29 protein-coding genes and 5 pseudogenes are annotated in these 26,158 nt (G+C 39.4%); 18 read left to right on the forward strand and 16 right to left on the reverse strand.

Annotation, left to right across the window (positions count from 1 at the left end; all coding sequences use genetic code 11):
• Positions 1–50: 50 nt before the first annotated feature.
• Positions 51–406: pseudogene (locus MOC09_RS11395) on the forward strand (MerR family transcriptional regulator); the annotation flags it as partial.
• A gap of 174 nt (positions 407–580) precedes the next feature.
• On the opposite strand, the gene MOC09_RS11400 reads toward MOC09_RS11395, so the two are convergent.
• Entirely contained in the window at positions 581–1,516 is a 936-nt protein-coding gene (locus MOC09_RS11400; RefSeq protein ID WP_268358272.1) for an AraC family transcriptional regulator, read from the reverse strand.
• Between the two features lie 159 nt (positions 1,517–1,675).
• On the opposite strand from MOC09_RS11400, the gene MOC09_RS11405 reads away from it, so the two are divergent.
• Together MOC09_RS11405 and MOC09_RS11410 are read left to right on the forward strand one after the other, a co-directional pair.
• Positions 1,676–2,656 (forward strand): aldo/keto reductase, encoded by a 981-nt coding sequence (locus tag MOC09_RS11405; RefSeq protein ID WP_268358270.1) that lies wholly within the window; start codon positions 1,676–1,678, stop codon positions 2,654–2,656.
• A 33-nt stretch (positions 2,657–2,689) separates the two neighbouring features.
• Positions 2,690–3,067, forward strand: coding sequence for an HPr family phosphocarrier protein (locus tag MOC09_RS11410; RefSeq protein ID WP_268370539.1), 378 nt, complete (start codon positions 2,690–2,692; stop codon positions 3,065–3,067).
• A gap of 52 nt (positions 3,068–3,119) precedes the next feature.
• Here MOC09_RS11410 and MOC09_RS11415 read toward each other — a convergent pair whose 3' ends face one another.
• Genes MOC09_RS11415 through MOC09_RS11435 form a run of 5 tightly spaced genes read right to left on the reverse strand, consistent with a single transcriptional unit; the run spans position 3,120 to position 5,437 of the window.
• Positions 3,120–3,419, reverse strand: coding sequence for a spore coat protein (locus tag MOC09_RS11415; protein ID WP_268358266.1), 300 nt, complete (start codon positions 3,417–3,419; stop codon positions 3,120–3,122).
• A gap of 15 nt (positions 3,420–3,434) precedes the next feature.
• The gene (locus tag MOC09_RS11420; protein WP_003237284.1) at positions 3,435–3,632 is read right to left on the reverse strand and encodes a hypothetical protein; all 198 of its coding nucleotides are present in this window, start codon (positions 3,630–3,632) and stop codon (positions 3,435–3,437) included.
• Between the two features lie 18 nt (positions 3,633–3,650).
• A complete protein-coding gene (locus MOC09_RS11425; protein ID WP_268370540.1) occupies positions 3,651–4,787 on the reverse strand; it encodes a zinc-dependent alcohol dehydrogenase in 1,137 nt (378 codons plus the stop codon).
• An 18-nt stretch (positions 4,788–4,805) separates the two neighbouring features.
• Positions 4,806–5,174, reverse strand: a complete 369-nt coding sequence (locus MOC09_RS11430; RefSeq protein ID WP_268358261.1) for a spore coat protein — start codon at positions 5,172–5,174, stop codon at positions 4,806–4,808.
• 17 nt (positions 5,175–5,191) lie between these two features.
• On the reverse strand, positions 5,192–5,437 hold the full coding sequence (locus MOC09_RS11435) for a spore gernimation protein GerQ (protein ID WP_268358259.1): 246 nt from the start codon (positions 5,435–5,437) through the stop codon (positions 5,192–5,194).
• A 262-nt stretch (positions 5,438–5,699) separates the two neighbouring features.
• Here MOC09_RS11435 and MOC09_RS11440 point away from each other — a divergent pair, with 262 nt between their 5' ends.
• The 4 genes and pseudogenes from MOC09_RS11440 (at position 5,700) to csn (ending at position 8,208) form a co-directional block, all read left to right on the forward strand.
• Complete coding sequence (locus MOC09_RS11440; RefSeq protein WP_014477468.1) at positions 5,700–6,086, forward strand: VOC family protein; 387 nt, start codon at positions 5,700–5,702, stop codon at positions 6,084–6,086.
• 382 nt (positions 6,087–6,468) lie between these two features.
• The gene (locus MOC09_RS11445) at positions 6,469–6,828 is read left to right on the forward strand and encodes an SH3 domain-containing protein (RefSeq protein WP_119899611.1); all 360 of its coding nucleotides are present in this window, start codon (positions 6,469–6,471) and stop codon (positions 6,826–6,828) included.
• Positions 6,829–6,879: 51 nt separating this feature from the next.
• Entirely contained in the window at positions 6,880–7,236 is a 357-nt protein-coding gene (locus tag MOC09_RS11450) for an SH3 domain-containing protein (protein WP_024122261.1), read from the forward strand.
• A 160-nt stretch (positions 7,237–7,396) separates the two neighbouring features.
• Positions 7,397–8,208, forward strand: a pseudogene (gene csn, locus MOC09_RS11455) (chitosanase).
• 271 nt (positions 8,209–8,479) lie between these two features.
• Here the strand turns inward: csn and MOC09_RS11460 are convergent.
• Complete coding sequence (locus tag MOC09_RS11460) at positions 8,480–9,583, reverse strand: 2-methylaconitate cis-trans isomerase PrpF family protein (RefSeq protein ID WP_268370557.1); 1,104 nt, start codon at positions 9,581–9,583, stop codon at positions 8,480–8,482.
• A 142-nt stretch (positions 9,584–9,725) separates the two neighbouring features.
• Between MOC09_RS11460 and MOC09_RS11465 the strand changes: the two genes are divergently transcribed.
• The 7 genes and pseudogenes from MOC09_RS11465 to MOC09_RS11495 form a co-directional block, all read left to right on the forward strand.
• Positions 9,726–10,595 carry a LysR family transcriptional regulator gene (locus tag MOC09_RS11465; protein WP_268358255.1) on the forward strand — a complete coding sequence of 290 codons (870 nt, stop codon included), beginning with the start codon at positions 9,726–9,728 and terminating at the stop codon, positions 10,593–10,595.
• 115 nt (positions 10,596–10,710) lie between these two features.
• Positions 10,711–12,027: a citrate:proton symporter gene (locus MOC09_RS11470; protein WP_268358254.1), complete on the forward strand. Its 1,317-nt coding sequence runs from the start codon at positions 10,711–10,713 to the stop codon at positions 12,025–12,027.
• A 12-nt stretch (positions 12,028–12,039) separates the two neighbouring features.
• Positions 12,040–12,318, forward strand: a pseudogene (locus MOC09_RS11475) (sigma-70 family RNA polymerase sigma factor); the annotation flags it as partial.
• A 146-nt stretch (positions 12,319–12,464) separates the two neighbouring features.
• The gene (locus MOC09_RS11480) at positions 12,465–13,220 is read left to right on the forward strand and encodes a metal-binding protein ZinT (protein WP_268367064.1); all 756 of its coding nucleotides are present in this window, start codon (positions 12,465–12,467) and stop codon (positions 13,218–13,220) included.
• A 261-nt stretch (positions 13,221–13,481) separates the two neighbouring features.
• Positions 13,482–15,263, forward strand: a complete 1,782-nt coding sequence (locus MOC09_RS11485) for an acid phosphatase (protein WP_268362925.1) — start codon at positions 13,482–13,484, stop codon at positions 15,261–15,263.
• A gap of 376 nt (positions 15,264–15,639) precedes the next feature.
• Positions 15,640–15,972: an MmcQ/YjbR family DNA-binding protein gene (locus MOC09_RS11490; protein WP_268362924.1), complete on the forward strand. Its 333-nt coding sequence runs from the start codon at positions 15,640–15,642 to the stop codon at positions 15,970–15,972.
• A 74-nt stretch (positions 15,973–16,046) separates the two neighbouring features.
• A pseudogene (locus tag MOC09_RS11495) lies at positions 16,047–16,535 on the forward strand (flavin reductase family protein); the annotation flags it as partial.
• Between the two features lie 272 nt (positions 16,536–16,807).
• Here the strand turns inward: MOC09_RS11495 and MOC09_RS11500 are convergent.
• The 5 genes from MOC09_RS11500 to blt form a co-directional block, all read right to left on the reverse strand.
• Complete coding sequence (locus MOC09_RS11500) at positions 16,808–16,885, reverse strand: YjcZ family sporulation protein (RefSeq protein ID WP_082687850.1); 78 nt, start codon at positions 16,883–16,885, stop codon at positions 16,808–16,810.
• A gap of 233 nt (positions 16,886–17,118) precedes the next feature.
• A complete protein-coding gene (locus MOC09_RS11505; RefSeq protein ID WP_268370542.1) occupies positions 17,119–17,976 on the reverse strand; it encodes a YitT family protein in 858 nt (285 codons plus the stop codon).
• Positions 17,977–18,338: 362 nt separating this feature from the next.
• Positions 18,339–18,572, reverse strand: a complete 234-nt coding sequence (locus MOC09_RS11510; protein WP_268363024.1) for a CotD family spore coat protein — start codon at positions 18,570–18,572, stop codon at positions 18,339–18,341.
• 502 nt (positions 18,573–19,074) lie between these two features.
• A complete protein-coding gene (locus MOC09_RS11515) occupies positions 19,075–19,533 on the reverse strand; it encodes a GNAT family N-acetyltransferase (protein WP_268363022.1) in 459 nt (152 codons plus the stop codon).
• A gap of 286 nt (positions 19,534–19,819) precedes the next feature.
• Entirely contained in the window at positions 19,820–21,022 is a 1,203-nt protein-coding gene (gene blt / locus MOC09_RS11520; RefSeq protein WP_268367063.1) for a multidrug efflux MFS transporter Blt, read from the reverse strand.
• A gap of 104 nt (positions 21,023–21,126) precedes the next feature.
• Here blt and MOC09_RS11525 point away from each other — a divergent pair, with 104 nt between their 5' ends.
• Both MOC09_RS11525 and MOC09_RS11530 read left to right on the forward strand, forming a co-directional pair.
• Positions 21,127–21,948, forward strand: a complete 822-nt coding sequence (locus MOC09_RS11525; RefSeq protein WP_268370544.1) for a MerR family transcriptional regulator — start codon at positions 21,127–21,129, stop codon at positions 21,946–21,948.
• Between the two features lie 60 nt (positions 21,949–22,008).
• On the forward strand, positions 22,009–22,407 hold the full coding sequence (locus MOC09_RS11530) for an SMI1/KNR4 family protein (protein ID WP_268367061.1): 399 nt from the start codon (positions 22,009–22,011) through the stop codon (positions 22,405–22,407).
• A gap of 420 nt (positions 22,408–22,827) precedes the next feature.
• Here the strand turns inward: MOC09_RS11530 and MOC09_RS11535 are convergent, their stop codons facing one another.
• Both MOC09_RS11535 and MOC09_RS11540 read right to left on the reverse strand, forming a co-directional pair.
• A complete protein-coding gene (locus tag MOC09_RS11535; RefSeq protein WP_268362931.1) occupies positions 22,828–23,616 on the reverse strand; it encodes an SDR family oxidoreductase in 789 nt (262 codons plus the stop codon).
• Positions 23,603–23,851: an Atu4866 domain-containing protein gene (locus MOC09_RS11540; RefSeq protein WP_268370546.1), complete on the reverse strand. Its 249-nt coding sequence runs from the start codon at positions 23,849–23,851 to the stop codon at positions 23,603–23,605. Before MOC09_RS11540 ends, MOC09_RS11535 begins: the two co-directional genes overlap by 14 nt.
• A gap of 276 nt (positions 23,852–24,127) precedes the next feature.
• Between MOC09_RS11540 and MOC09_RS11545 the strand changes: the two are divergent.
• A pseudogene (locus MOC09_RS11545) lies at positions 24,128–24,654 on the forward strand (AraC family transcriptional regulator N-terminal domain-containing protein); the annotation flags it as partial.
• 33 nt (positions 24,655–24,687) lie between these two features.
• The gene (locus MOC09_RS11550; RefSeq protein WP_268370559.1) at positions 24,688–24,891 is read left to right on the forward strand and encodes a helix-turn-helix domain-containing protein; all 204 of its coding nucleotides are present in this window, start codon (positions 24,688–24,690) and stop codon (positions 24,889–24,891) included.
• Positions 24,892–25,306: 415 nt separating this feature from the next.
• Here MOC09_RS11550 and MOC09_RS20235 read toward each other — a convergent pair whose 3' ends face one another.
• Both MOC09_RS20235 and MOC09_RS11555 read right to left on the reverse strand, forming a co-directional pair.
• The gene (locus tag MOC09_RS20235) at positions 25,307–25,690 is read right to left on the reverse strand and encodes an SMI1/KNR4 family protein (protein WP_340814906.1); all 384 of its coding nucleotides are present in this window, start codon (positions 25,688–25,690) and stop codon (positions 25,307–25,309) included.
• 25 nt (positions 25,691–25,715) lie between these two features.
• A complete protein-coding gene (locus tag MOC09_RS11555) occupies positions 25,716–25,898 on the reverse strand; it encodes an HNH endonuclease (RefSeq protein WP_063638572.1) in 183 nt (60 codons plus the stop codon).
• Positions 25,899–26,158 lie beyond the last annotated feature (260 nt).

Raw genomic sequence — 26,158 nt, forward strand, 5'->3', positions numbered from 1 at the left:
TCAAACAGTTTCCCCCATCAAAAAATCATGCATAAAAAGAGGTGGATACGATTTCTTATTCGATTGGAGAATTTGCAAATATCATCGGTGTGACAACAAGTACCCTTAGGTATTATGAAAAGGAAGGGCTTCTGACTCCTCATCGCAATGAGAATAATATCCGGGAATTTACGGATCGTGATATCGGCTGGATGCATTTTTTGCTCCATTTGAAAGATTCAGGAATGTCGATGGCAGAGCTAAAACAATATACAACATGGCGGTGCAATGGGTGATGAAACCATACATGATAGGATGCATTTAACTTGAAAAGCGCAAGCACATGGCAGAATTAGAAATCCAAGCTTTACAGCGAAACCTGGATGTTTTAAACCGTAAAATAGAATTCTATAAGGACCAGATAAAGGGGGATCAGGGTTTGTCCTATATCCAAATGAAGAGCAAAAGTCATCAAAATATTGTCTTAAGGCTGAAGGGATTTTTAAAAATGAAAATTCCCCTTCAGCCTTTATTGTTTAAGTTACATTTATAATCTAAATTCACTTTTGCAATGGCAGCATAGTTTGTAAAAAGATAAACCCTATTCCCTTGGAGATGGAGAAGCGTTGATTATTTCGCCAGATTTTCCTCTCAGCCGCTTAATATCTTCTTTAGGCGGAAAACCAAACAGGCGGGAGTATTCACGGCTGAATTGTGAAGGGCTTTCATAGCCGACCTGGAAAGCAGCATCTGCGGCATCTGTTGACTCCGTTAATAACAGGCGTCTGGCTTCCTGCAGCCTCAGCTGTTTTTGGAACTGAATCGGGCTCATAGCCGTCACAGCTTTAAAGTGCCTGTGCAGGGAGGAAACACTCATATTCGCTATATCTGCAAGCTCCTCAGTTCGGAGGGGGCGGTCAAATTCCCTCATGATGTATTCGATGACATCTTTGATTCGATAGGTATAGCTCCCCTCAATCGCAATTTGCTCCAGGGTGTGTCCATGCGGCCCTTGCAGAACCCTATAGAGAATTTCCTTTATAAATATAGGGGCAAGTACCGGGATGTCTTTCGGGGAGTCTAGCAAAGAGGCCAACCTGACGACTGCATCCAGCAAAGCTGGCTCTATTTTACTGACAAACATAGCCCTCTTCGTGTCTTTTTGCGGGGCTGTTTGAAAATCATCATCACTTAAAACCTCTAAGACTTGGCTTGGCGTAAATTCAAGTTTAAGAGCCAAATAAGGTTCATCAGATGAGGCTTTGATTACTTGTCCGGCAACCGGCAAGTTAACAGATGCGACAAGGTAATCAGCAGGACTGTACCTCATGCGCTCCTTGGCAAGCAATACTTCTTTTTCACCTTGAACGATCACACAAAATGATGGCTTATAAACGCTATAAACCGGCTCGGAAACATGAGATTCACTGATGAAAAATAAAGAAGGAACAGCAGTTTTGTGAACACCGTTCAGGCCAGAATAACGTTCGATGAGTTTGGCAAGCTCTTCCTGTTGTTGAACGATTCGCTCAGACATATGTCATTCTCCTTCACTTGATATTTTTCATTATAATGCTTGTTTGCAAGTGGTGTCATTGACTGTGAGAGGATTAGGCAATCATTTGATACAAATGGGATAACGCCTGCTTTTGCATTCATTGCATAATGAGAAGCAGATAGGAGGGGACTGGAAGAAATGGATTATGTAAAACTTGGACATTCCGGTTTAGATGTCTCTAGGCTTTGTCTGGGGTGTATGGGCTTTGGTGCAGCAGAAAAGTGGGTTCATCAATGGGTACTTGATGAAGAAAAGAGCCGCCCCATTATCAAAAAAGCGCTTGAACTAGGCATCAATTTTTTTGATACGGCGAATGTGTATTCAATGGGAACAAGTGAAGAAATACTTGGCAGAGCATTGAAGGATTATGCCAATCGAGATGAAATTGTCCTTGCGACGAAGGTCCATCAGCGAATGCAGGAAGGCCCAAATGGAGCCGGCCTCTCACGAAAGGCGATCATGAGTGAGATAGATAAAAGCCTTAAGAGATTGAGAACCGATTATGTAGACCTGTACATCATTCATCGCTGGGATTACGATACACCTATTGAAGAGACGATGGAGGCATTGCATGATGTAGTGAAGGCCGGGAAGGCAAGGTATATTGGCGCTTCTGCGATGTATGCGTGGCAATTCCAGAAAGCATTGCATGTTGCAGAGACCCATGGCTGGGCCAAATTTGTGTCGATGCAGAATCACTTAAACTTGATATACCGTGAAGAAGAGAGGGAAATGCTGCCGCTTTGCAAAGAAGAAAAAATTGGAGTGACTCCTTACAGCCCGCTCGCATCTGGGAGGCTGACGCGTGATTGGTCCGAAACCACACACCGCTCGGAAACCGATCAAATCCAGAAATCAAAATACGATGCGACTGCTGAGGCTGACCGGCTGGTCGTGGAACGGCTTTTTGCCCTTGCAGAAAAACACGGGGTGCCCCGAACCCATATTGCGCTTGCTTGGCTGCTGCAGAAGGAACCAGTTACAGCGCCTATTATTGGTGCTACGAAAATGTCCCATCTCGAAGATGCTGTCAGAGCCCTATCTGTTAAGTTAACATCTGAAGAAATCGCGCTTCTGGAAGAACCATATGTACCCCATCCGATAGTCGGCCACCAATAAATGCCGTTACTATGGGGATAAGGAGCAGGAAGCATGGCTGAAAAACAGTACACAATGATTGCAAGTACAGGTTTTGCCCGAGCAGCAGCCTTGCTGGTTCGCGCAGCCTGCAAGTTTCATTCTCACGTATTTCTTGTCCATCAGGAGAAATGTGTTAATCTGAAAAATCCGCCCAAGTCTCTTATTGATGTGATGTCATTAAGCATTACACATGGTACTCCCATACAAATCAGAGCTGAAGGGATTGACGAGGAACAGGCTTTGCAAGCGATTAGACCAGTTGGGAAAAAGCGGGTTCATAAAGACCTCATAAATCGGGAGAGAAGGAGAAAGCGGAAGAAACCCAAAGTACGCTTCCTCATTGCTGCTCTCATTTCTATTCAGCTTTTTCTTTTAACATACAGAAGCTGAGGAACAGTTATGGTCAATCAAAACTGTTCCTCAGCAAATCAATCATTGTCTATTAAAGGGTTGGCAATTGGATCGCCGTATCAATATTTTGTAAATTCAGCTTGACTTGTTCGTCTGTATTCCAAGGATGGTACCAGCCTTTTTCCATCATGTAGCTTGAGATTTGTTCATGCATATCAAGGGCTTCCTCTAAATGACGGATAAGGATCTCTTTCACTTCAGGCGTTCCCGCTTCCGTTGCGGCCATGGCATAATTTCTGACTCCGTTTTTTGCTGCAATCAATAAGTCCATAGCGATGATTTGGTCTGTCAGAACATTCATGCCGGTCAGATATTCAACGATAGGATTCATTATTCAATCAACTCCTCATTCATGCTTTGCATTCGATAAAATAGAGGCAAATTCCTGCAGCTGTCGTGTGGTGATGTCAACGTCTTGCTGCATGATTGCTTTAAGCTTCGGGTCAGATACCAGCGCTTTCATTGTTTTGGATTTCGTTAAACAAAGTGTCTTAAATGCAGTCATTTCTTGGACCTCAAGCACTTCATGTAAGGCATATTCCATTTCAGCACCTCCGTTTTTTTAAGGTTTTAACACAACTTTGATACAATCATCCATTTTGGCATCAAAAATATCATAGCCATGCTTGGCCTCGCTGAGCGGCAGGACGTGGCTTACCACATCTCCCGGATCAATTTTACCGGTTGACACTAACTCAAACATGTATGGCATATAGTGGATCACCGGAGCTTGTCCAGAGCGTATGTTGATGTTTCGCTGCATGATATCACCTAATGGGAAACCGTTATATCGGCCGCCATACACACCTGTAATTTGTATGATTCCTCCCTTGCGAACAGCCTGGGAGGCAATGACCAATGCACTCATCGATCCGCCATGAAGCTTTAATCCGCTGGCAAGGAACTCGAGGTCGCTCATCTTCCCATCCATTCCAACAGCGTCAATGACTACATCCGCTCCGCCTTTGGTGATTTCCTTCAAGTAACTTCCTGTATTCTCATGGTCTTCAAAATTAACGATTTCTACTTTGTTTGTTCGTTTGGCATGCAGTAAGCGATAGTTTACATAGTCAACTGCTATGACGCGTTTTGCGCCTTTTAGCCAACAAAACTTTTGAGCAAACAGGCCGACTGGTCCGCAGCCGAGAACAATAACTGTATCTCCGTCTTTTACCCCGGCATTGTCAACACTCCAAAAGCCGGTGGTCATGGCATCGGCAATCACGCTTAATTTCTCATCGGGTTCCTCACAGGTTTCAGGAATTTTAAAATGGGTAAAATTTGCAAATGGCACTCTCAAATATTCTGCTTGTCCGCCTGGATAACCGCCGGTATGCCCTGAATAGCCGAAATAGGCGCCCATTTCTCCATTATCATTAGATTGATCACATTGGCTTTCCAGTTGGTTTTTACAAAAAAAGCATTCACCGCAGGCAATCGTAAAAGGAATAATGACGCGGTCACCTTTTTTTACTTTTGTAACTCCCGGCCCAACTTCTTCAACGATTCCCATTGGTTCATGGCCGATGACATAGTCTTCATGAAGATTAGGAATCAATCCATGGATTAGATGTAAATCTGATCCGCAAATGGCTGTACTGGTGACTTTTATAATCATGTCATCGGACTTTTCAATCTTTGGATCTGGCACATCTTTGACAACAACATTTTTAATGCCTTGATACGTTACTGCCTTCATGCTGTAAAACCTCCAGTGTTAGTGTTCATCAGGTGTCCGGTCAAACATCCCTTTTCGATTGGTTTCATCAGGAAAGAGGTTCATGTTGCCGACCATGACCGTGTTTTTTGCAGAAAGCTGATCCAGCTTATACTGTTCGCTAAGTTCATAGGGATGGAACCACTTTTTGCTGATCATCAGTTCCGTAATCTCTTGGTGCAACGCAATTCCTTGCATCAGCTGTTTCCGCAGCAGTGCTCTTACATCTGGTGAAGCGGTTTCTGTCAAAGCTACAGCAGTATTCCTTACGCCTTCCTTAGCTCGTATAAGAAAATCCATCGCGAATGTAGTGTCTGCTAGTTCAGGCACATTCAGCGAATTAATGGGGTCTAAATGATCATTATTCAAAGGGGCTTACCTTCCTTTCAATTGATGATTGGCGTTGGGCGGCTTTGAGGGACAGGGGCCTGAAACGGCGCACGCTCATAAACCGCTTGTAATTCAGTAAGGTCTTGAATGGACTGCTGCACATCTTTTTGCATTAAGTCCTTAAGGTCTTGGTCAAACACAAGTCCTTGCATTAACTTTGATTTCGCTATACAAAGTGTTTTAAAGTTCACGATTTCATGTAAGTCAACAGCCTCGTGAGCCGCTAATGTTTGATGATCCATATTGATGTAACCTCCTTTTATCAACGTTACATTTCCCGAAATGAAGTTGAAGCATACAGAAAATACACTCGGTATCATTTTTTGTTTTAAGAATCGCTGTTTATGCTCGTTCTTATGACTTGGACTAAACTGCACTTAAATCTGAAATAAGGGTGAAGTATGGAAATTTATTTATGGAAACTTGACATAGTGCTGTCAGGTTTCTTTGGTATCATTAAATTGGATGACCAGTAAAAGTATGGTTTTATAGGAGGCACTCGATATGAAGCTGTTACAAATTAGACTGTTGGTGAATGATTTTAAGAAAAGCGTCGAGTTTTACAAAGATTCATTAGGACTTCCAATAAGTTGGTTAGAGAATGAAATGGAATATGCACTCTTTGATAATGGGGAAACGAAAATAGAGCTTTTATCTCGAGAAACGATGGCAGAAATCGTTGGAGAGGGAAAAAAATCGTTGGAAGGAGAAGCTCAATCAAAATTTTTGCTTCAGTTTAAGGTAGAAGATGTTGATAAAACGTATGACGATTTACACAAAAAAGGAGTTAAATGTGTGAATAAACCGCATGATCGCAAGGAATGGAGTGCCCGAGTTGCTCACTTCAGAGATCCAGATCATAACCTGATTGAAATATATAAAATGTTATGATTTTTCGACTCGCAAAATCATAGAATAACGTTTGATAACGTACCTTATCATTTTTTTATACGCCCTGATAAAAGAAAGCAAAGTCATAATAGGTTTCGGACACTGAACTTGCAGCATTTACGCTGATTTGTATGGTGTCCGTTTTTGATGACTAAACAAATGATTAAGAGCCAAATGTAACATACCATCAATATAAGCCTGACTACCATTTATTTTGTATCCTTAATTGTCGAAAACATAGGAACAATTCCACTTTTGAAAGATCTGGTTTATGGTACATTGATAAATATATGGGAGGGGAGGGGGCATGGTATCGGAAAGTAAATCCTTAACTGGATGTAAGAAAGTCAAACGTACGGCATTTATAAGGGGAGGGTATAAGGTGAATAAGCTAAAGAGGCTAAGTATGCTAACGGTGATGATTGCATCTTTGTTCATTTTTTCTAGCCATGCACTTGCAGCTCAGTATTATACGGTTTCAACAAGCAGCGGTGCGCCTGTCAATATGCGCAGCGGCCCAGGTACAAGTTGGGGAATTGTAACGACCATTCCGAGCGGAACCCGCATCCCGATCTATTGCTACAAAACCGGTACAACTGTAACTGGAAAGTATGGAACGAGTAATATTTGGAATTACACAGAGCGGACGCTTGCCAGCGGGGAGATCGTTCCTGGATTTGTCTCTGATACATATATGTATACAGGCTCAGACGGTCCGGTTGTTCCTAAATGCAGCTGGTAGCATTGTTCTATTGATTCCTAAAATGAAGAAATTGAAGAAAGAGGGATGACATTGACTAAACTGAAAAAGCTCAGTATGTTAACCGTTATGATTGCATCATTATTCATTTTTTCCAGTCAAGCGCTTGCCGTTCAGTACTTTACTGTCTCAACAAGCAGCGGTGCGCCTGTTAATATGCGCAGCGGTCCAGGTACAAACTATCCTATTATGCTTTCCATCCCTAGCGGCTCGCGTGTACCTTACTACTGTTACGCTTATGGAACGACTGTTACCGGGAAGTATGGAACGAGTAATATTTGGGATCAGATCCAGTGGAAAGATTCCCGGGGTGTCGTGAATATTGGATATGTTTCTGACACATATGTCTACACAGGCTCAGACGGCCCGGTCGGTTACAAATGCAATTAGCTTCGGATCAAAAGTCAAATTGATATAACCAGCCCTCTCTTAGACGGCCTGCCTGAAGAAACCATACCAAGTATGAGCGGTATGGTTTTTTATGTCGATATACTTGGATTCTCCAGAACGCCTGAAAGTTAAATAAGTAGATCAAGGAGAGAAGAAAAAAATGGATTTCTGGAAGAAAGCAGCGATTTTATCACTTGTTTTCACCATGCTTGTTAGCCTGATGATGAGTGAAACAGTTTTTGCGGCGGGACTGAATAAGGATCAAAAGCGCCGGGCGGAACAGCTGACCAGTATTTTTAAAAACGGCACAACGGAGATCCAATACGGATATGTGGAGCCATTGGATGATGGAAGAGGCTATACATGCGGACGGGCAGGCTTTACAACGGCTGCCGGGGATGCATTGGAAGTAGTGGAAGTATACACAAAGGCGGTACCGAATAACAAACTGAAAAAGTACCTGCCTGAATTGCGCCGTCTGGCCAAGGAAGAAAGTGATGACATCAGCAATCTCAAGGGCTTTGCTTCTGCTTGGCGTTCGCTTGGAAATGATAAAGATTTCCGTGCTGCCCAAGACAAGGTTAATGACCGCTTGTATTATCAGCCTGCCATGAAACGATCAGACAATGCCGGGCTGTAAACGGCATTGGCAAGAGCTGTGATGTACGATACAGTCATCCAGCATGGCGATGGTGATGACCCAGACTCTTTTTATGCCTTGATCAAACGCACGAACAAAAAAGCGGGGGGCTCACCTAAAGACGGAATTGATGAGAAGAAATGGTTACATAAATTCCTGGATGTGCGCTATGACGACCTGATGAATCCAGCAGACCCTGACACCCGTGATGAGTGGAGAGAGTCGGTTGCCCGTGTGGACGTGCTTCGCTCTATCGCTAAGGAGAACAGCTACAATCTAAACGGACCGATTCACGTCGTTCAAAGGAATACGGTAATTTTGTAATCAATTAAGCAGAGAGTGAAAAGAAACCGCTACAGATGAAAATCTAAAAGATACCAAAGATGTTGGTATCTTTTTGTTTGCAGTAAAAAAGTATTCAATTTTCTCTATAACGATTAGGTTTTGTTATCCTCTCTGGGGTAATTATCAAGATGGATCAGGTTTAGTGTCCGGTTCGGTTTTTGGGTAGACTGCTGGGTCCAAATCCTTAAAATTTTTTAAGCAGACAGTTTAGGAAAGAAGCTGCAATATGTAAAGGGGAGCTTATTACAGAGCCCTCCTTTACATGATTTGATAGTCACCATGTGTATAAACTGCTCCGTCCATAATACGACGTGCAGTACGCACGATTTTTATACCAGAGGGCTCCAACATTGTTTCTATGATACCAGAAGAATGAGCCAGTCGAACCTTTGTAGAATGGATTTTTGCTATTCTTGCAGGGATTGTACCTTCCACTGAAAGTGCTGTCGTTGTACATATCGCCCCAGTGACAGCTAGTGCTTGATGAGGCTTTTGCATGGACATCATCCTAATGTGTAAGTCCATCTCAACGTTTGAATGCCAAGCACCTGTACTATCCTTATATTTCTCTGGTTTTGATACTATAGCTAGTTTGGGGACAGCTGGTGATAATTTTGTAGCAGAAAATCGATTGGCAAAGCCGCATTTCTCTGCAGCAATGGATCTTAATTCTTCAAATTGAGCCAACTGTAGCTCAGTAAATTCTTCTGCAAGTTCTGTTCCAGTCAGGCCGATACTGCTCGCTTCCACAAAAACTAATGGATTTGCATAGTCGATAATAGACACCTCTATTTGACCTTGACTTGTATCTAAAAACTCCGAACTATTTCCAGTAGGCAATAAATGACCGGTCACTGAACCAGCAGCATCATGAAAGTTTAAATAGATTGGAGATCCAGATCCAGGTACTCCAGATATAGTAACATCTCCATCATATTTGACCTGACCGTCTTCCACTTCCACTTCCGCAATGATCATTTTATTCGTATTGGTATTCAGTATCCTTACCGTAGTCATTGGTTCTGTCGCTTTTACAAGTCCTTCTTCGATAGCAAATGGGCCAACAGCAGCAGAGATATTTCCGCAGTTCCCCTTAAAGTCCACTTTTTTTTCCGAAATACTGACTTGACCAAACGTGTAGTGAACATCAATATCCGATGTATATGCTTTCTTTATTATTGCCACTTTACTAGTAAGGGAATGACCGCCACCCAAACCATCTATTTGTCTTTTATCAGGACTTCCCATGACATCAAGCAAAAAGGGCTCCCATTCGTTTTTATTGTTAGGCATAGCTGATTCATGGAAAAAAACGCCTTTGCTTGTTCCGCCTCTCATGATTGTTACGTTCGTCTTAACCATCTTCATCATCCTCATCCTAAAGGTAGTATTTTATGTTTTTTAGTGTAGAAGGTAAAAAGATGAAAATAAAATATAAATTTTCTTAATATTCAATAAAAGAACTTTTATAATTGTGAAAGAATGACTAGAAAGGAAGATGAAAATGGATGAAAAAGATTGGATTTTATTGAAAATTCTTTACGAAGAACAAAGTGTAACAAAAACAGCAGAGCGATTATTTACGTCACAGCCTTCCATCACTTATCGATTGAATAAGATTGAGGAGAATTTCGGAATTGAATTATTCACCAAAAGGCATAAAGGAATTACCTTTACTGCGGAAGGAGAACACTTAGTTTCTTATGCAAGAAGAATGTTACAGGAACTCCAAGATACCAAAGATAATATCTCTAATCTAAGCAAAGAGGTGCAAGGACATCTAAGACTGGGGGTTTCAAGCAATTTCGCTCAATATAAGCTCCCTAAGTTATTAAGGGAATTTTCCATTATGTATCCTAATGTCCAATATAGTGTACAAACAGGCTGGAGTTCAGATGTCATGAAATTATTAGATGCTGGTATTGTACAAGTCGGTATACTGAGGGGAAGCCATCGCTGGAAAGGGGAGAAGGAACGGCTTACACGGGAAAAATTACATATCATCTCAAAAAAAACAATAACGATAGATCAACTTCCTTTTTTCCCTTTTATCAAATATAAAACGGATGCTTCTTTAAAAATGATAATAGATGAATGGATGCATACTAATCTAAAACAAGCACCCATCATTGCAATGGAAGTGGATCGACAAGAGACTTGCAAAGAGATGGTAAAGCATGGTCTTGGTTACTCCATAGCACCAGAAATTTGCCTGCGGACATCTGATCATTTGTACACAATGGAACTATATAATGCTAATGGTAAGCCATTAATGAGAGATACTTGGCTAATGTACGATCAAAAATCATTAGGAATCAAAATCGTTAAAGCATTCATTGATTTCTTAAAGGGTGAACAAATGGTAACCATTTAATATGATTATAGAATTTTTTTTGCAACTTAGTAAAAAAATATTTATTTAACTTATTACACCGTATAGGATATGTTAATCAAAATATCATTTGAAAGCGCATACGTGGAGGTGTAATATGCTTACTATTTTAGGTTTTTTGATGGTAACTGTTTTTACAATATTAATAATGACAAAGAAAGTCTCGCCTATTGTTGCCTTAACCATCACTCCTATTGTTTTTGCTCTTATTGGAGGTTTTGGTAAGGATATTGGTGACATGATTTTAGAAGGAATACAAACAGTTGCAAGTTCAGCGGCATTGCTGTTGTTTGCAATACTTTTTTTCGGAATTTTAATCGATGCAGGTTTATTTGATCCACTAATAAAAAAAATCTTATCTATAGTAAAGGGAGACCCTGTGAAAATAGCGATAGGGTCTGCCGTATTGGCAATGCTCATCGCTTTAGATGGAGACGGTACAACTACCTATATGATAACTGTCTCAGCAATGTTACCTTTGTATAGAAGAATTGGTATGAATCCCATGGTTATGGCGACATTAGCAATGCTGTCGTTGAGTATCATTAGCGGAATGACTCCATGGGGTGGACCAGCTACAAGAGCTATTTCAGTGCTAGGTTTAGATCCCTCAGATTTCTTCGTGCCATTACTTCCGACCATGATTGGAGGAATTGCATGTGTCATATTTCTGGCCTTTCTAATGGGCAGGAAAGAAAGGAATCGAATAGGCATCGTTAAATTAGAGCCTAGACATATAACAAAGGACAGCTCTCAATCTTATATGGCAGCTACGTTGGATAGCGAGCAATTGAAAAGACCACGATTAATATATCTTAATTTATTCCTTGTTATTAGTGTCATGGTGTTGATTGTGCTTGGAACTAAGCATCCATCCGTTTTATTTTTAATTGGTTTTGTTCTTGCCCTTACTATAAATTATCCGAATGTAAAGATGCAGAAGGAGCGAATCGCCGAGCATTCTGGTAATGCGATTACTGTAGTATTATTGGTATTCTCAGCTGGAGTATTTGCTGGTATATTATCCGGGACAAAGATGGTGGATGCCATAGCAGGGTCATTAGTATCCATCATCCCCTCATCAATGGGGCAGTTATTCCCAGGTATTGTAGCACTCACTAGTATTCCGTTTACTTTTGTTTTATCAAATGATGCATATTACTTTGGAATGGTCCCTATCTTTGCAGAAGCTGCCTCAGCATATGGTATAGAACCAGTAGAAATTGCAAGGGCTTCTATAATGGGGCAGCCAGTTCATCTGATGAGTCCATTAGTTGCATCAACACTACTGTTAGTAAGTATGCTTAAAATTGACTTAGGATCCTTTCAAAGGTTTGCCGTTAAGTGGGCTGTAATTACATCTTTAGTTATTACGTTGTTAGCAATAATTACAGGGGCTATCACTATTTTGTAAAGAGACACTCCTCTGCATTTTGATGACAATGCAGAGGAAGCAGCAGTTTTATTCCCTCGACTTATCAAAAAGTTGCCGGAAAAGTATCGAGAGGCGCTCGAACTGACTGAATTTCAAGGGTTATCACAAAAAGAGTTAAGTGAAAAGCTCGGCATTTCTTACTCGGGCGCAAAATCAAGGGTGCAACGCGGACGGGGAAAATTAAAACAGCTGCTTGAAGGTTGCTGTCATATTGAAGCGGATCGATATGGAAATATCGTAGACTTTCGTATTGTAAAGGAAACTGACTGACAAAGTCAGTTTTTTAATGAAATTGGCCATCAGCTGCCAGATACGATTCAGTCATATGAGGAGCATTTTCCCTTTGATGTTTGCAAGGGATATATGTATAATATAAATCGTAATGTTTTCGATTTAATGAAAAAAGGAGTGTTGGAATGAAGATTTTATTTGCAAAGAGGTTAGGTATATTCGCTATAGGTTCATTACTCGTATTGGCAGGATGTCAGACTTCCGGTTCATCAAAAGGTGAGTCTCAAAAAACAACATCATCCTCAGCAGTTGAAGAAGATTCTTCTAAAACGCAAAAGCAAACATCTGAAAGTCATACACACGAACATTCTCACGATCATAGTCATGCACATGATGAAGAATCCGAAAAAATTTATGAAGGCTATTTTAAAAACAATCAAGTAAAGGACCGCTCACTTTCTGATTGGGAAGGAGATTGGCAATCTGTCTATCCATACCTGCAAGATGGTACTCTTGACGAAGTGTTTTCATATAAATCAGAACACGAAGGCGACAAGACAGCTGAAGAATATAAAGAGTATTATAAAAAAGGGTATAAAACAGATGTTGAGCGTATTGTAATTCAGAAAGATACTGTAACGTTCTTCAAAAACGGAAAAAAATACTCTGGTAAGTATACGTATGACGGGTACGAAATTTTAACATATGAGGCAGGCAATAGAGGGGTGAGATACATATTCAAACTAGCTAAAAAAGCTGAAGGGCTTCCTCAGTATATCCAGTTTAGTGATCATAGTATCTATCCGACTAAAGCTAGTCATTATCATCTCTATTGGGGTGACGACCGCGAAGCTTTACTTGATGAAGTCACACATTGGCCTACCTACTACCCGTCAAAAATGGACGGACACGATATTGCCCATGAGATGATGGCGCATTAATTGATGATTAGTATGAAGTTTGGTGTTCTTTTATAAATAATGCTGAAACATGCCCATAGGCACCTGTGTTAGCTGCTGACTCTTCGTCAGCAGCTTTTTGTCTTTTTAAGTTTTTTTCTCTCCGCCGGACGTAGACTTCTATCTCATTGGCACCTGAAAGATAAACAAAACATTAATAAAACAACATTATTTCATTAACAAAGTTTAGATACGATCAAAATAAAAAGTGTTATGAGATAAGTAAGGGAGATATGATAAAAAATGAAAATACTAAGGATGAAGAAGCATTTAGCAGTGGCTTTATGTTCTCTGGCATTATTTCAAAGTTCTATGAGTGTTTGTTATGCGAGCACAACAACGAATCCAAAAACAGTAACTCCGCCCCCGCCCCCTCCTTCAGGATATTTCGTAGATCATTACAAAAATAACAGCTCTGTACATACTACTGTGAATTCTAATCCCGCGATCGGGGTGCTATCTGAATTTAATAAGCTTTGGACGCCGGGAAGCACTTGGGATAGTGGTGCCAAACGGAACAGCAGTGTGTTGGATGCCAACATTCAAAAAGTTGTTGACATCGCTGAACGCCGCACAGTTAGTGAGGAAAATGCCGCATATTTTGATGATCGCAGGAATCAGAGCTACAGTGTGATTGACGGTCTTGGTCCGCTTACCGATGTATATCGAATGGAGGCGGGCGCGACGACAACGATTAACAGTATCCCGGCAGATGCGGTGACAAAAAAATATACTGACGAAGGAACCAATTCTGGCAGCACGAGTTCCAGTCTCGGCAATATGGTGAGCTTGGTCAATACGTTACGCGGCACTTATTCCTCAACGAACCCGGCTAAGGGATACTTCCAATATCCCCGCCCGTTTCGCTGGGAAAGCAATTCTATTCTTGTTCCAACTCTTGTTCCCGCTATCAATCCTGATCCGAGCAAAGACGGAGGTTTTCCGAGCGGACATACGAATGCTGCATATCTCAGCGCTTTTGCTATGGCTTATGCCGTACCGGAGCGTTATCAGGAGCTCCTTACCCGGGCTTCGGAGCTCGGCAATAACCGCATTGTTGCCGGTATGCATTCCCCGCTTGATGTAATGGGAGGACGTGTCATGGCGACTGCCTTGGCGGCAGCTATTTTATCTGATCCAGCCAATAAACGTTTGAAAAAGGCTGCTTATGATGAGGCCCATAGGAAGTTGTTGACGCAAACTGGTACAGCGGAAGACCGATTCAGCGATTATAGTAAGAATAAAAAACAATACACCCAACGATTGACATATGGATTTGGTCAAATCCATTCACCTGTTAAACCAATGGCAGTTCCTAAGGGAGCTGAAGTTCTGCTGGAAACCCGTTTTCCTTATCTTGACCACACGCAGCGCCGTTGGATTTTAGCCACTACCGGTCTTCCTTCCGGCTATCCTGTTCTTGATGATCCTGAAGGGTGGGGACGGCTTGATCTCTTTTCCGCCGCCGATGGATATGGCGCTTTTGCGAGAGACGTTACCGTGAATATGGATTCTTCAAAAGGCGGCTTCCATGCATTGGATCGCTGGCGAAACGATATCTCCGGCACTGGAAAGCTGACCAAAAAAGGAACAGGCGCGTTAAAGCTGGAGGGGAACAATACATACTCCGGCGGCACGCGGATCGATCAGGGAACGCTTGAGGGCGACTCGAAGACGGCCTTTGGGAGCGGTGACGTTTCAAACAACGGAGGCACCTTGAAGGAAGATGTCTCAGGAAAATTGGTTATCCGAGGAGACTACAAACAATCTGCCAAGGGTATACTTGAGCTGAATCTAAGCGGGAAAAAGGATATGCTTCAGATTATGGGCAAGGCTAAAATGAAAGGGACATTACGCCTCCATTTTACGGACAATTACGTACCGGCTGATGGATCCACAATCATCACCTATCAAAAGCGACATGGGGCATTTTCTTCAATCGAGACCATCGGATTGTCAAGCAAGTACAAAGTGGAAGTCATCTATAAGTCCAACCATATCCAATTAAAAGTCAAGGCAAAATAAGTTTGTATTCCAAGCATTTGCCACCTTAGAAAAAGAGCAGTTTACTCCATAAAGAATATGTTTTCAAGCTGGTGCAAGTTGGCACCAGCTTTTTTGTTAATTTGTGCCCGTTATGATTGATGATGCCGGTAAACAGGCAACGCACCGCCAGTAAACATACATAAGCAGTAGACCAACGGGAGCTTCTATTTGTTTATTTAGCGTTGGAAGGATTTTTTATACGTGGGAAATAGTATGGAGGTTTGATGTTAGATAGTGCTGATCCTGTGACCAATCAGATTGTTTTATTCACTTATTCATTTTTGGTTAAATTAAGGAGAGGACATCAACAGTTAAAGAAAAACTAGGCAGTCATATGTTGAAGGAGAGACAACCAATGAAAAGCAGACAGGAGGCAATTGATTATTGTTTGAGTTTTAAAAATGCATATGAAGATTATCCGTTTCGTGATAAGAATTGGACATTAATACGACACGCAGAAAACAGAAAAGTGTTTGCATGGATATTTGAAAAAGATGACCATATTTGGATCAATGTAAAGTGTGAACCCGGTTTTCTTGATTTTTGGAGACAGAAATACACTTCGGTAGTTCCAGCATTTCATCTCAACAAAGACCATTGGAATTCTATCATTCTTGACGGAACTGTTCCAGAGGAAGACATATACGATATGATCAAACAAAGCTACATGTTAACTAAAACTAAGTAAGCCATTACCTGAGGGATAGGGTCACATACTAAAGCCTTGAAGCGCTAAAAGAGCCTTGCGTCACATAATATGGAAGAAACGCAATGGCTTCTGGGTGGCATACGTATATTGGATCTTCTCCTGGAATGTATGGGATATCAGTAAACAAAGAGACATATACTTACAAAATGATTGAAAAAAGTGGTGTTTTCGGTGTGAATTTTCTTCCGGGGAGATGTTCGGAATTCATTCAAGCATTAGGCACCTTTAGTGGTAGAGATATCGATAAGTTTGAAGAATTTCATATTCAATACGTAGAAGGACTAAAAACCGAGGTGCCGATTTTAACTGATGCGTATTTTGCTTATGAGTGTAAAGTGCACAGTATTTCCACTTTGGGCGATCAAGAGTGGATTGTGGGAGAAGTTTTACAGAGATATCAAGATAAAGAGCTTTTCTTAAAAAGTGGAATGCCAGATTTAGAAAAACTGGATGTTCCGCTTCATATTGGAAAGTCTAGCTACCGAATACTAAATAGTGAAGCAGAGGAACATCAACACGCATTTTATCCCACAACTGATTGAAACATTCATGGTCCTCCACATTATTGTTACGTGGCATACCTTGAGTTCATCTCACCATGGAACTTTCTCTTTCGATCAACAATAGTCCTTAAAGGAAAGGACATTTTCTTATAAGTGAAGAGTACTTGACACAATTGTTTCGATAGGATATATATGCATGAAATTTACATTTCACAGGTTCAGAAACTTTGTATGGTGAGTTAATCGCATAATAAAACAGACGCCATAAAGATTTCTAATGGCGTCTGATGGATATGAGGTAAGGTGAGTTCTTAATAGCCACCGAAGAAAGATGTCCCAACGATGATTAATAGTATGAATAGTACTACAATTAATGGAAATGACTTCATAACATCACCCTTCCTTAAAAGAGGATAGTACATGATATGCAGATCGAGCTTATTCGATAGTGATGCTAGTTTAATTGATATAAAAATATATTTTAGCCTAGGCTGGACTGCTAATTGATCTTTATTAGTTATTGGGTCAGACCATTTTAAAATTGATCTATTTCAAAATGATTTGTTGTTCTCGGCTAATCGTTGGCTAATCTTTTTGATGCAAGCGGGCGATAGAATAAAATTTAATTTGCCTTTTTAGCTAACTTATTGCTCATCAATCCAAACTTCCCGCCTACCACTTCTTTCACTTCATGAATAACAATAAAAGAGTTTGGATCAATGTCTTGAACATTCTTCTTCATTCTTAGCAACTCATTCTTTTTAATAACAACATAGATAATGCGTTTATCTTTATTAGCATAATAACCATATCCATAAAAAATAGTGGCGGCGCTGCCGAACTCACTAGTAATGAACTGGGCAATTTTTTCATATTGATCTGACATAATGGTCATGGCTTTCTTATTATGAAAACCTTCAATCATGATATCGACGATCTTAACGCACAAATAAACAAAAATAAACGTGTACAATGTGTTATTAATACCTACAGCAAATATGGAGGCGAATATAATGAAGCTATCCATATAGAATAAACTTTTTGAAATACTATACCCTTTCGTATAATTTAACAAATAAGCCATAAGAGTGGTTCCTCCAGTAGAACCATCTGCAATAAAAATCATGGCTAGCCCTGCACCCATTAATAAAGCTCCAAACACAATACCTAACATGATGTCATGGATGGCAAATGGAATAAAGCTGACAATCTTAAGGAAAACAGACGTCATAATGGCCCCGAATGTGGTATAAAGGATCGTTTTCTTTGTTAAGAATTTATAAGCTGCAGCGATAAAAACAAGGTTTATGAGAAACGTACTTATACTAGTTGGAATCTGAAATAAATAATATAAAACCAAAGCAATACCAACTGTGCTGCCATCTCCTAATTTATTTGGAATAACAAAGAACTCAATAGACGCAGCAATTAAAAATGTTCCCACGATCATTAAAAGAATATCTTTGTGAATATTTTTCATTATTAGAACCTCCTTTTCTGTAAGATTTGTATAAAAAATAATAAAAAACGTCTCAGATATTGTTATGTTAAAAACATAATCAATTTCTAAGACTACTTTCCTCAACATCATATATTCTGTTAAAAATAAATCATTTACTCAATATCCCCGATGATTATATAAATTTACCTGATTGATGTCAATATGATAAAAATCTATCTTGTAAATAGAGTGACAATGCATACCAAACGAACACTTATAGAGTTTTTCGCTTTTGTAAGGCAAGGTTACTCGCTTCTTCTGTCTAGTATATATAAAATATAACTATAGTTTTTTTCAGCAATAAAAAAGCATCCCTAAGGATGCCGAATAACTATGTTTTCTCAATTGTTATTGGAATTGCATCTTTTTACTGGTTTACAACATGGATTTCTCAAGTCGCTTCCGCAATCATATTCCTCAACGATGTTTTCGTTCTTTACAGATTGTGTCACTGGATAGTAATTTTCTACTCTCGTAATATTTCTGTTCACATTCACAATATGAGTTGGATGAACACGTCTAACCGTACGTTGATTGGTTGTTGTATTCACAACATTTCGAGTAGGAGAAACAATTGTTTCTACATTGTTGCCTCCATTGAACCCGTTGTTTCCATTGTTGCCGCCATTGTTCCCACGACGAGATCCAAGAATGAACTCGTCAGCATTTCTAAATCCACCGTTGCAGCTCATCAAATCACCCCTTCATATCATCTTGTCTCACAATATAATTTATGCAGTAAAAAAAGGGTTGTCCTAGTCAAGTACCCTCATAATATAAAAATCCGCTGTTATGATAAAGATTTATTTAAGTACGTCAATGCTAATAAATTCATTTTTCATTACAAGGGAAATACCTCTTTGAGCAGAAAAACGGAGACACGTTTAAAAAGACGTTGTCAGGATTCTTACTGCAGCTACTTTGGTTTTGTTACTGCTTTTACTTCGGACAGGGATCAAACATGAAAAGCTAAATACCTTTTTGGTTTCTGATAAGGAACGTGTTTATATGCCAGTTGAATAAATAAAATAAACGTTTCTGAGCAAACGAAGGAGGGCTTGGAAACCATTTTAGAACCTATAGCTCTTTTACCATTACTTTCTCGCCATTAAAATCGAGTTCACCAGTAAATTGAAAACCAAACCTTTGATAAAGGCGAAGAGCATGAATATTATTTTCAAATATACTTAAATAAATCCTCTTACATTGATATAGCTCAGCAAGGTGGTGAATGAGAGCTTTAAGCATTTTCTTTCCCAATCCTTTTCCCTGATAGTGTTCGTCTATAAAGAATCGGTCGAGCCAGACTCTTCCATTTTTATTTTCTTCATCATACTCGGGAAACCATCCATACATTGCAAAACCGACTAAATCTCCTTCATAGTAAAGTCCCGCAGGTTTATAATAGTGACATTCTTTTGCGTCCTCTAAACATGCTTTTGTTGATTCAATGTATGATATTTGATTTTCGCTGACATGCAGAGCAAGAATGGCAGCACGATTATCATCAGTTACTGCTTTTATTTTTATACTCATACTGCAATCTCCTTATTTTTCTTTTTCCAAAAAAGATCATTTTCAATGGATGATAATCTATAACGTTGTTATACTTCAGGCTAACGGAAAAGCAAGCCATCTGAATATGCTTCCTAGAAATATAGGAAGAATGAAGAGGAAAGGCATCAATAGAAGCAGGCAGATAAATTCCTGGTATTGGCGACAGATTGATAATACTCACATAATCACCTCAAGGAACATGCAGCCGATCTAATACAGAACCTTTCCTGCATCCAAACCATACTTGATTTTATTAAGAAAAGAATTAATTCAAAGCTGTAGCATTATTCTTTTTTTCTTTCCAAACCATTGTAAGACCAAGACCGACAATCATAACAAAACCTGCAAAAAGGAAAGGATAATGAATGTTCAGATCAAATAGTATACCGCCTAGAGCAGGACCAAATATATTTCCCAAGCTGGTGTATGTGGAGTTCATGCCTGCTACGAAACCCTGCTGGTTACCGGCCATATTGGATAAATGAGCAGTTAAGGCCGGGCGCAGCAAATCGAACGCCAGAAAAATAAAACAAGTGACAAGCAAAACAGTAATAAATCCTGACATAACAGTAGACACGAAAGCTAAGATCGCTCCGATTATTAAGCATAGCTGAATCATTCTTTTCTCTCCAAGCTTATTGACCAATTTCCCGAATAGTAAAACTTGAATAACTACCGCAACAATGGAACTTATCGTAATAATGATTGCGATATCTTTTGGTGTAAAGCCAAATTTATGATCAGAAAACAAGCTGAATACCGTTTCATAAGCCGATAAACCGAAAGCCATTACAAAGACGATAATAAATGCAATGAAATAGACAGGATGAATAGACCTCTTCAAGTCATTTAAAAAATTTGATTCCTTTGTATGAGATGAGAGCTGATGGCGTTCTTCTGCTGACAATGACTCTTTTAGTATAAAAACGGAAGATACAGCTGCTATTAAGGCTATGGCGGAGGCAAAGAAAAACGGCATGCGAATGCCAAAGCCAGCAATAAACCCTCCCGCACCAGGTCCAATAATAAAGCCGGTGCTAATTGCAGCCGAAACATACCCCATAGCCTTTGACCTTTCCTTTGGGGTTGTAATATCTGCTACATATGCTGTTACCGCAGGCATGATAAAAGCAGCGCTTATACCGCCCAATATCCTCGAAAAGTAAAAGATTGAAACATGGGCCCCTAATCCGAAAATCAACTCTGATAAACTGAATATAAGCAGCCCGAGAACAATCATTTTTTTTCTCCCAAAACGGTCAACCCACCTTCCCGCAAAAGGTGAAGTGATCAACTGAGAAATGGCAAAAGCCGCAACAAGATAACCCATAGTGCTACCAGATAAATGCATGATTTTCATAAAAGAAGGCATAACTGGAATGATTAATCCGATACCCAGAAAGGCTACGAAAATATTACTTAATAGTATAATGAATATCATTTTTTGGTCTTTTATTGATTTTTTCATTTAAAATCCCCTTTATTAAAATCCTTTTCTTTGTTGATTGAAGATCTTTTCAAGTACAATCAAATCATAAGGTATATGGTTACCGTATAGTCAAGGAGGTTTTTATGAGCGAAGATGTTAGGAAGTATTTCACAACAGGTGAATTTTCGAAGCTCTGCCGTGTAAAAAAACAAACCTTATTTCATTATGATGAGATTGGTCTATTCTCTCCGGAAATAAAAAAAGAAAATGGGTATAGATATTATTCCTATCATCAATTTGAGGTGTTTCAAGTCATCAGCCTATTTAAAGAGCTTGGTGTCCCTTTAAAAGAAATAAAGCTCTTAATAAAAGGAAAAACACCAGACAAGATCCTGCATGTTCTAAAAGAAAAATCGATTGAGATTGATAATAGAATAAATAAGCTGAAGCAACTGCAAACGATCCTACAAACAAAAGTGGCGCTTACTGAACAGGCACTTAAGACTGATTTTTCCTCGATTTCGTTTGAATATTTACATGAAGAAAAATTCATGTTAAGCCGTAAAACTTTAAACTTACCGGAACGAAAATATGTCGCTGCAATTTCAGAACTCATACATGAAGTTCAACAATATGAGTTAGATGAAGGATATCCGATAGGCGGAATCTTTGCACGGGAACAAATATTAGAAAAAGACTTCTACAATTACAGTTACTTTTATATAAAAGTAAAAGGCGGGATAGAGAATATCAATTATTATATACGGCCAAGAGGCCTGTATGCAGTTGGATATGAAATAGGCGGAAAAACGGAAGAGGCATACCGCAGAATCATTGAGTTTATTGAAAAGAATGGAATGCAAATAGGGGAAAATGCATATGAGGAATATATGCTGGATGAGATGGTAGTTGACGGGTGTGAAAATACATATGCCAAAATCCTCCTGCAAGTTAAGGAGGTGTAACGCTGATTTTAACATCGACTATAACAAATTACTATAGCTAAAGAAGGGACCATCAATGAAGTGGAATGTCAATTCTTTGCAAGCGCTACAGATCAAAAAATAACGGAATGTGAAAAGAAGCTGAACAGTAATTTTCCAGAAGAAGATTATCGAGTATTTTTGAAAACACATTTCGGCGCCAGAATATATAATGTAATGATTTCTGGCAGTAATGTTGGTGGCAGACCTCACATTTTAAGTTTAAAAGAGATCTATGAGAGTATGCAGACGATTGCTTTATTGAAGCCAACCTTTATTCCTGTCGCTTACTTATTAGACGGCTGTTATTTGTTAATCGATATAACAAAGGTATCAACAGATCCAAACTGCTTATGGTTACTTAATCAAACGGAGTATGAATATCTGAACTTAAATGTCGAGCTCTTTGTAGACAGGGATGTTGTTTGCGCGAGGAGTTAATTTTTGGAAATGAAGTCTGTATACAGCTGAAAATGATTATAGAACAAATTAAAGAAATTTCAAAAAAACCGTCTAGATAAACACTAATGACCAGAACATTTGACCGTATTTGTGTAAGAAAGTCTTCTCGTTATGAGAAGGCTTTCTGCATATTTAATATGAGTTTTTTAGATTGTAAATTGCTTTTCGGATTCTGCTTTAGCTTTTCGTTCTCATCTTTATAATCAAGAAGAGGTTGAGGCCTACACGACTAATGCTGAAATGGCAGGTATGAAAATACAGACTTGGTATCTACACATAATGTCACATGTATATGCCATAACCTGAAAGGCCGAGTTCAATTTCTCGGCCTCATCTAACTCGTGTTCATTAGTATCAATATTAGTTTTGTGTGAAAATTCTGATAAATTATGAGATTTTTTATAGTGATAGAGTAGGTCTTACAATTAATTCACTTACATCGATCTCTATTGGCTGCGAGATTGCATAAAGAATGGCATGTGCAATAGCAGAAGCAGGAAGCGCTTGTCTTCGGTATTCGATCATAGCTTCACTCGCCTGTTTATCGGTAATATGATCGGCTAGTTCTGATGCCGTTACGCCCGGTGCAATTAAAGTAGTTCGAATATTATGCGTTGCTTCCTGCCGTAACCCTTCCGTGATGGCACGGACAGCATACTTGGTCGCGCAATAAACTGCTGCTGTCGGGGTAACTTCATAGGCGCCTATTGACGCTATATTGACGATATGTCCGCTATTCTGCTCTTTCATTATCGGCAACACTGCTCCAATACCATGCAGGACACCACGGATATTTACATCAATCATTCGATTCCATTCTGCGATTTTCAAAGAATCCAATTTAGATAATGGCATTACACCGGCATTATTTACGATGACATCGATCTTTCCGTATGCATCTGTTACTTCTTGTACTGTTTGCTGCATTTGGCCAAAGTCGGTCACATCCAATTGCTTATAATCTGCATGATATCCTTTTTGCTGAAGGGTGGTCACGAGTGTTTCCAACCTATCTGTTCTCCGCGCTGCTGCTATTACCGTAGCTCCATTCTCAGCTAATAAATCAACAGTTGCTGCTCCAATACCGCTGCTTCCACCGGTGACAAGAACAACTTTATTCTTTATACTCATCTTTGTATCATCCTCTTTTAAGTGATTTTTCTTTAAGGAATCTTTAGCTTCTATCACGATGCAGCACCATCCCTGCGTGATAAAGGATTCCGTTTATAAAATCTCCATCTGCTGTGAATCCTGCATCATCTTGATATTCAATGTGGTCACCTGTTATTTGGTAATTGCCTGTATATGCACATTCGACATTGCCGCGTGCTTCAACATAGCGTCCATCAGGCAGCAGTTCATGCCTGATATACCGGTCTTTGGTAACCCAAAGCCCACCATAAGAATGATTGTTTTTTTCCAATATCATCAGCTCCTTTCTGTTCTACTATTAGTATCAGGGAAAGATAACATGGAGTGGTAGCCGGTATCTCTTTAATTCTTGCCTTATCCTCCAAGCCAAGTCGATAAGCCTTATAAAAGGAGGGATTTCATGTCTCTAGAAGAGCAATTGCAATCGAAAGAAGAGGAGCTTACAAAACTTGTGTCATCTTTTGCCGCCAAGGAGGGTACGAACGTAACGTCAATCTCTGGGTTGGAATTTATTCGATCTGCCAAGCCGCTGATGCCTGTACATACTATGCATGAACCTGCTTTGTGTATTGTTCTGCAAGGAAGAAAAGTGATTTCTATAATTGGAGAAGACTTCTTTTACGGAAAAGGGGAGTACTTAGTCGTGGCGGTCGATCTGCCTGTTATCGGGGAAATTTTAAAAGAAGTGAGAGGGAACCCTATTTATGTCTTCGATTGAATTTTAACTTAATGCAAATTGCAGAGGTTTCAAAGGAGTATCAGCAACATAGCACTAATCATAATGCTACAGGCCGAGGAATATTTGTAGCTCAGACAGATGAGGTCATTCTGGATGCACTTATCCGACTCGTGAAACTGCTTCATACACCTGAAGATACAGAAATACTTTCACCTTTAATCATTAAGGAAATTCTATACCGCATTATGCAGGGAAAGCATGGTCACACAGTAAAAAGCCTTGTTGCCAAGGGGAGTAAATTATCTGAAGTGGCTGCTGCTCTGGATTATTTAAGAAATCATTTTTCTCAGGAAATAAAGATAGATGCACTAGCTAAAAAAGTAAACCTTAGCCCATCAGCTTTATATCATCATTTTAAACAAGTTACAATGATGACTCCGATCCAATACCAGAGAGCGTTACGTCTCCATGAAGCAAGGCGGTTGATTATCGGGAAAAATATGAAGGCCGCTGACGCTGCCTTTCAAGTTGGCTATGAAAGTCCTTCTTATTTTAATAGAGAATATAGAAGGATGTTCGGCAACCCTCCAGGGAAAGATCGTAAAGAGAATCTGAATTTATATAATGTGTAGTCAAATCAAGAAGTCGCATACAGATGCGACTTCTATCAATTTATGGTTACTTAATCAAACGGAGTATAATATCTGAAAATGAATTTCGAACTTTTTGTAGACAGGTATATTGTTTAACGAGGAGCCAACTTTTGGAAACGCAATCAGTGTACAGATGAAAATTATTATAGAACAAAACTAAAGAAATTCCGAAAAAAACCGTCCAGATAAACACTAATGACCAGAACATTTGACGGTATTTATGTAAGAAGCCCTTATCGTTATGAGAAGAGCATTCTACATATTTAATATGAGTTTTCTAGATTGTAAATGGCTTTTTCGAATTCTGCTTCGTTCTCATCTTTATAATCAAGAAGGGGCGAGTTCATTCTATTCAAGTTTGTCCATTAACTCTGTGAATGAATCACAAACATAGCTAATGGAACTTCCTTATCTTCATAAGCGATCTCATGATCCCAAAAAACAATTGTAGGTTCTTGAGAAGATATTCTGTAATCAAAACAAAAGAGGTTTCCCCTACATCTGTAGCAAAAGGTATGATTTTATCAACTAACCGGCCTTTAACATTATCAAATGTACTAAAGAGATCAATTGGCCGAGTAGGATCTCCTATGCTCAGTAAATTGTTGATTGATTCTCGAGAATTTTGGAATAAAACAACCTTTTTATCTATAGGGGAACATCCATTATGGTCTTTAATGAACTCTTTGTAATCTGTTGGAACTTGATTTTTAATTTCTCTTCTACCTCTTCGATCTGACTGTTTGACGCTTCTTGAAAAGTGCTTCGTTTTCTCCATTTAATACTTTGCATTGGTTAACCTCCTATTTCTCATCTTTCCCCCAAATTTTATATCCGCCAGTGTGACCTGTTTTAGCATGAATTACCCGGTCTACTAGCTCCATTTTTCCAGGAGTTTGATGGTGGTGCCATGTGTATTTCTCTGGTGTTATTCCATCTTGAAGATCAAGTAAATCATCTTCGTTCAAATCAAGCTTTTTAATCAATGATGGGTCTTCTTCAATCTGCTTATATAATTGTTTATTTCATTTGTCAAAATGCTGGTCTCTACTTTTTTTAAAAGTCGGCTTTATCAAGTGTGAGTGTATGCTTTGATTCGAATATTGGAAATCCATCTTTATCATAGGGAACTTTTGTTACTGGGTGGACATCATTTTTCAAGTGACCCATTCTTAAGTTAATAGTCGTTGTTTTAATATCATTCCATGAATCGACGATGTTTGTCCAAATTATTTTAGGGTAGGAG

The organism is Bacillus sp. N12A5, assembly GCF_026790125.1.
GTDB lineage: Bacteria > Bacillota > Bacilli > Bacillales > Bacillaceae > Bacillus.

Coding starts and splice junctions, on each gene's coding strand:
- MOC09_RS11400 (WP_268358272.1), bottom strand. CDS start 1,516: ATGTCTGAGCGAATCGTTCAACAACAGGAAGAGCTTGCCAAACTCATC.
- MOC09_RS11405 (WP_268358270.1), top strand. CDS start 1,676: ATGGATTATGTAAAACTTGGACATTCCGGTTTAGATGTCTCTAGGCTT.
- MOC09_RS11410 (WP_268370539.1), top strand. CDS start 2,690: ATGGCTGAAAAACAGTACACAATGATTGCAAGTACAGGTTTTGCCCGA.
- MOC09_RS11415 (WP_268358266.1), bottom strand. CDS start 3,419: ATGAATCCTATCGTTGAATATCTGACCGGCATGAATGTTCTGACAGAC.
- MOC09_RS11420 (WP_003237284.1), bottom strand. CDS start 3,632: ATGGAATATGCCTTACATGAAGTGCTTGAGGTCCAAGAAATGACTGCA.
- MOC09_RS11425 (WP_268370540.1), bottom strand. CDS start 4,787: ATGAAGGCAGTAACGTATCAAGGCATTAAAAATGTTGTTGTCAAAGAT.
- MOC09_RS11435 (WP_268358259.1), bottom strand. CDS start 5,437: ATGGATCATCAAACATTAGCGGCTCACGAGGCTGTTGACTTACATGAA.
- MOC09_RS11440 (WP_014477468.1), top strand. CDS start 5,700: ATGAAGCTGTTACAAATTAGACTGTTGGTGAATGATTTTAAGAAAAGC.
- MOC09_RS11460 (WP_268370557.1), bottom strand. CDS start 9,583: ATGGTTAAGACGAACGTAACAATCATGAGAGGCGGAACAAGCAAAGGC.
- MOC09_RS11465 (WP_268358255.1), top strand. CDS start 9,726: ATGGATGAAAAAGATTGGATTTTATTGAAAATTCTTTACGAAGAACAA.
- MOC09_RS11470 (WP_268358254.1), top strand. CDS start 10,711: ATGCTTACTATTTTAGGTTTTTTGATGGTAACTGTTTTTACAATATTA.
- MOC09_RS11480 (WP_268367064.1), top strand. CDS start 12,465: ATGAAGATTTTATTTGCAAAGAGGTTAGGTATATTCGCTATAGGTTCA.
- MOC09_RS11485 (WP_268362925.1), top strand. CDS start 13,482: ATGAAAATACTAAGGATGAAGAAGCATTTAGCAGTGGCTTTATGTTCT.
- MOC09_RS11490 (WP_268362924.1), top strand. CDS start 15,640: ATGAAAAGCAGACAGGAGGCAATTGATTATTGTTTGAGTTTTAAAAAT.
- MOC09_RS11500 (WP_082687850.1), bottom strand. CDS start 16,885: ATGAAGTCATTTCCATTAATTGTAGTACTATTCATACTATTAATCATC.
- MOC09_RS11505 (WP_268370542.1), bottom strand. CDS start 17,976: ATGAAAAATATTCACAAAGATATTCTTTTAATGATCGTGGGAACATTT.
- MOC09_RS11515 (WP_268363022.1), bottom strand. CDS start 19,533: ATGAGTATAAAAATAAAAGCAGTAACTGATGATAATCGTGCTGCCATT.
- blt (WP_268367063.1), bottom strand. CDS start 21,022: ATGAAAAAATCAATAAAAGACCAAAAAATGATATTCATTATACTATTA.
- MOC09_RS11525 (WP_268370544.1), top strand. CDS start 21,127: ATGAGCGAAGATGTTAGGAAGTATTTCACAACAGGTGAATTTTCGAAG.
- MOC09_RS11550 (WP_268370559.1), top strand. CDS start 24,688: ATGATGACTCCGATCCAATACCAGAGAGCGTTACGTCTCCATGAAGCA.
- MOC09_RS20235 (WP_340814906.1), bottom strand. CDS start 25,690: ATGGAGAAAACGAAGCACTTTTCAAGAAGCGTCAAACAGTCAGATCGA.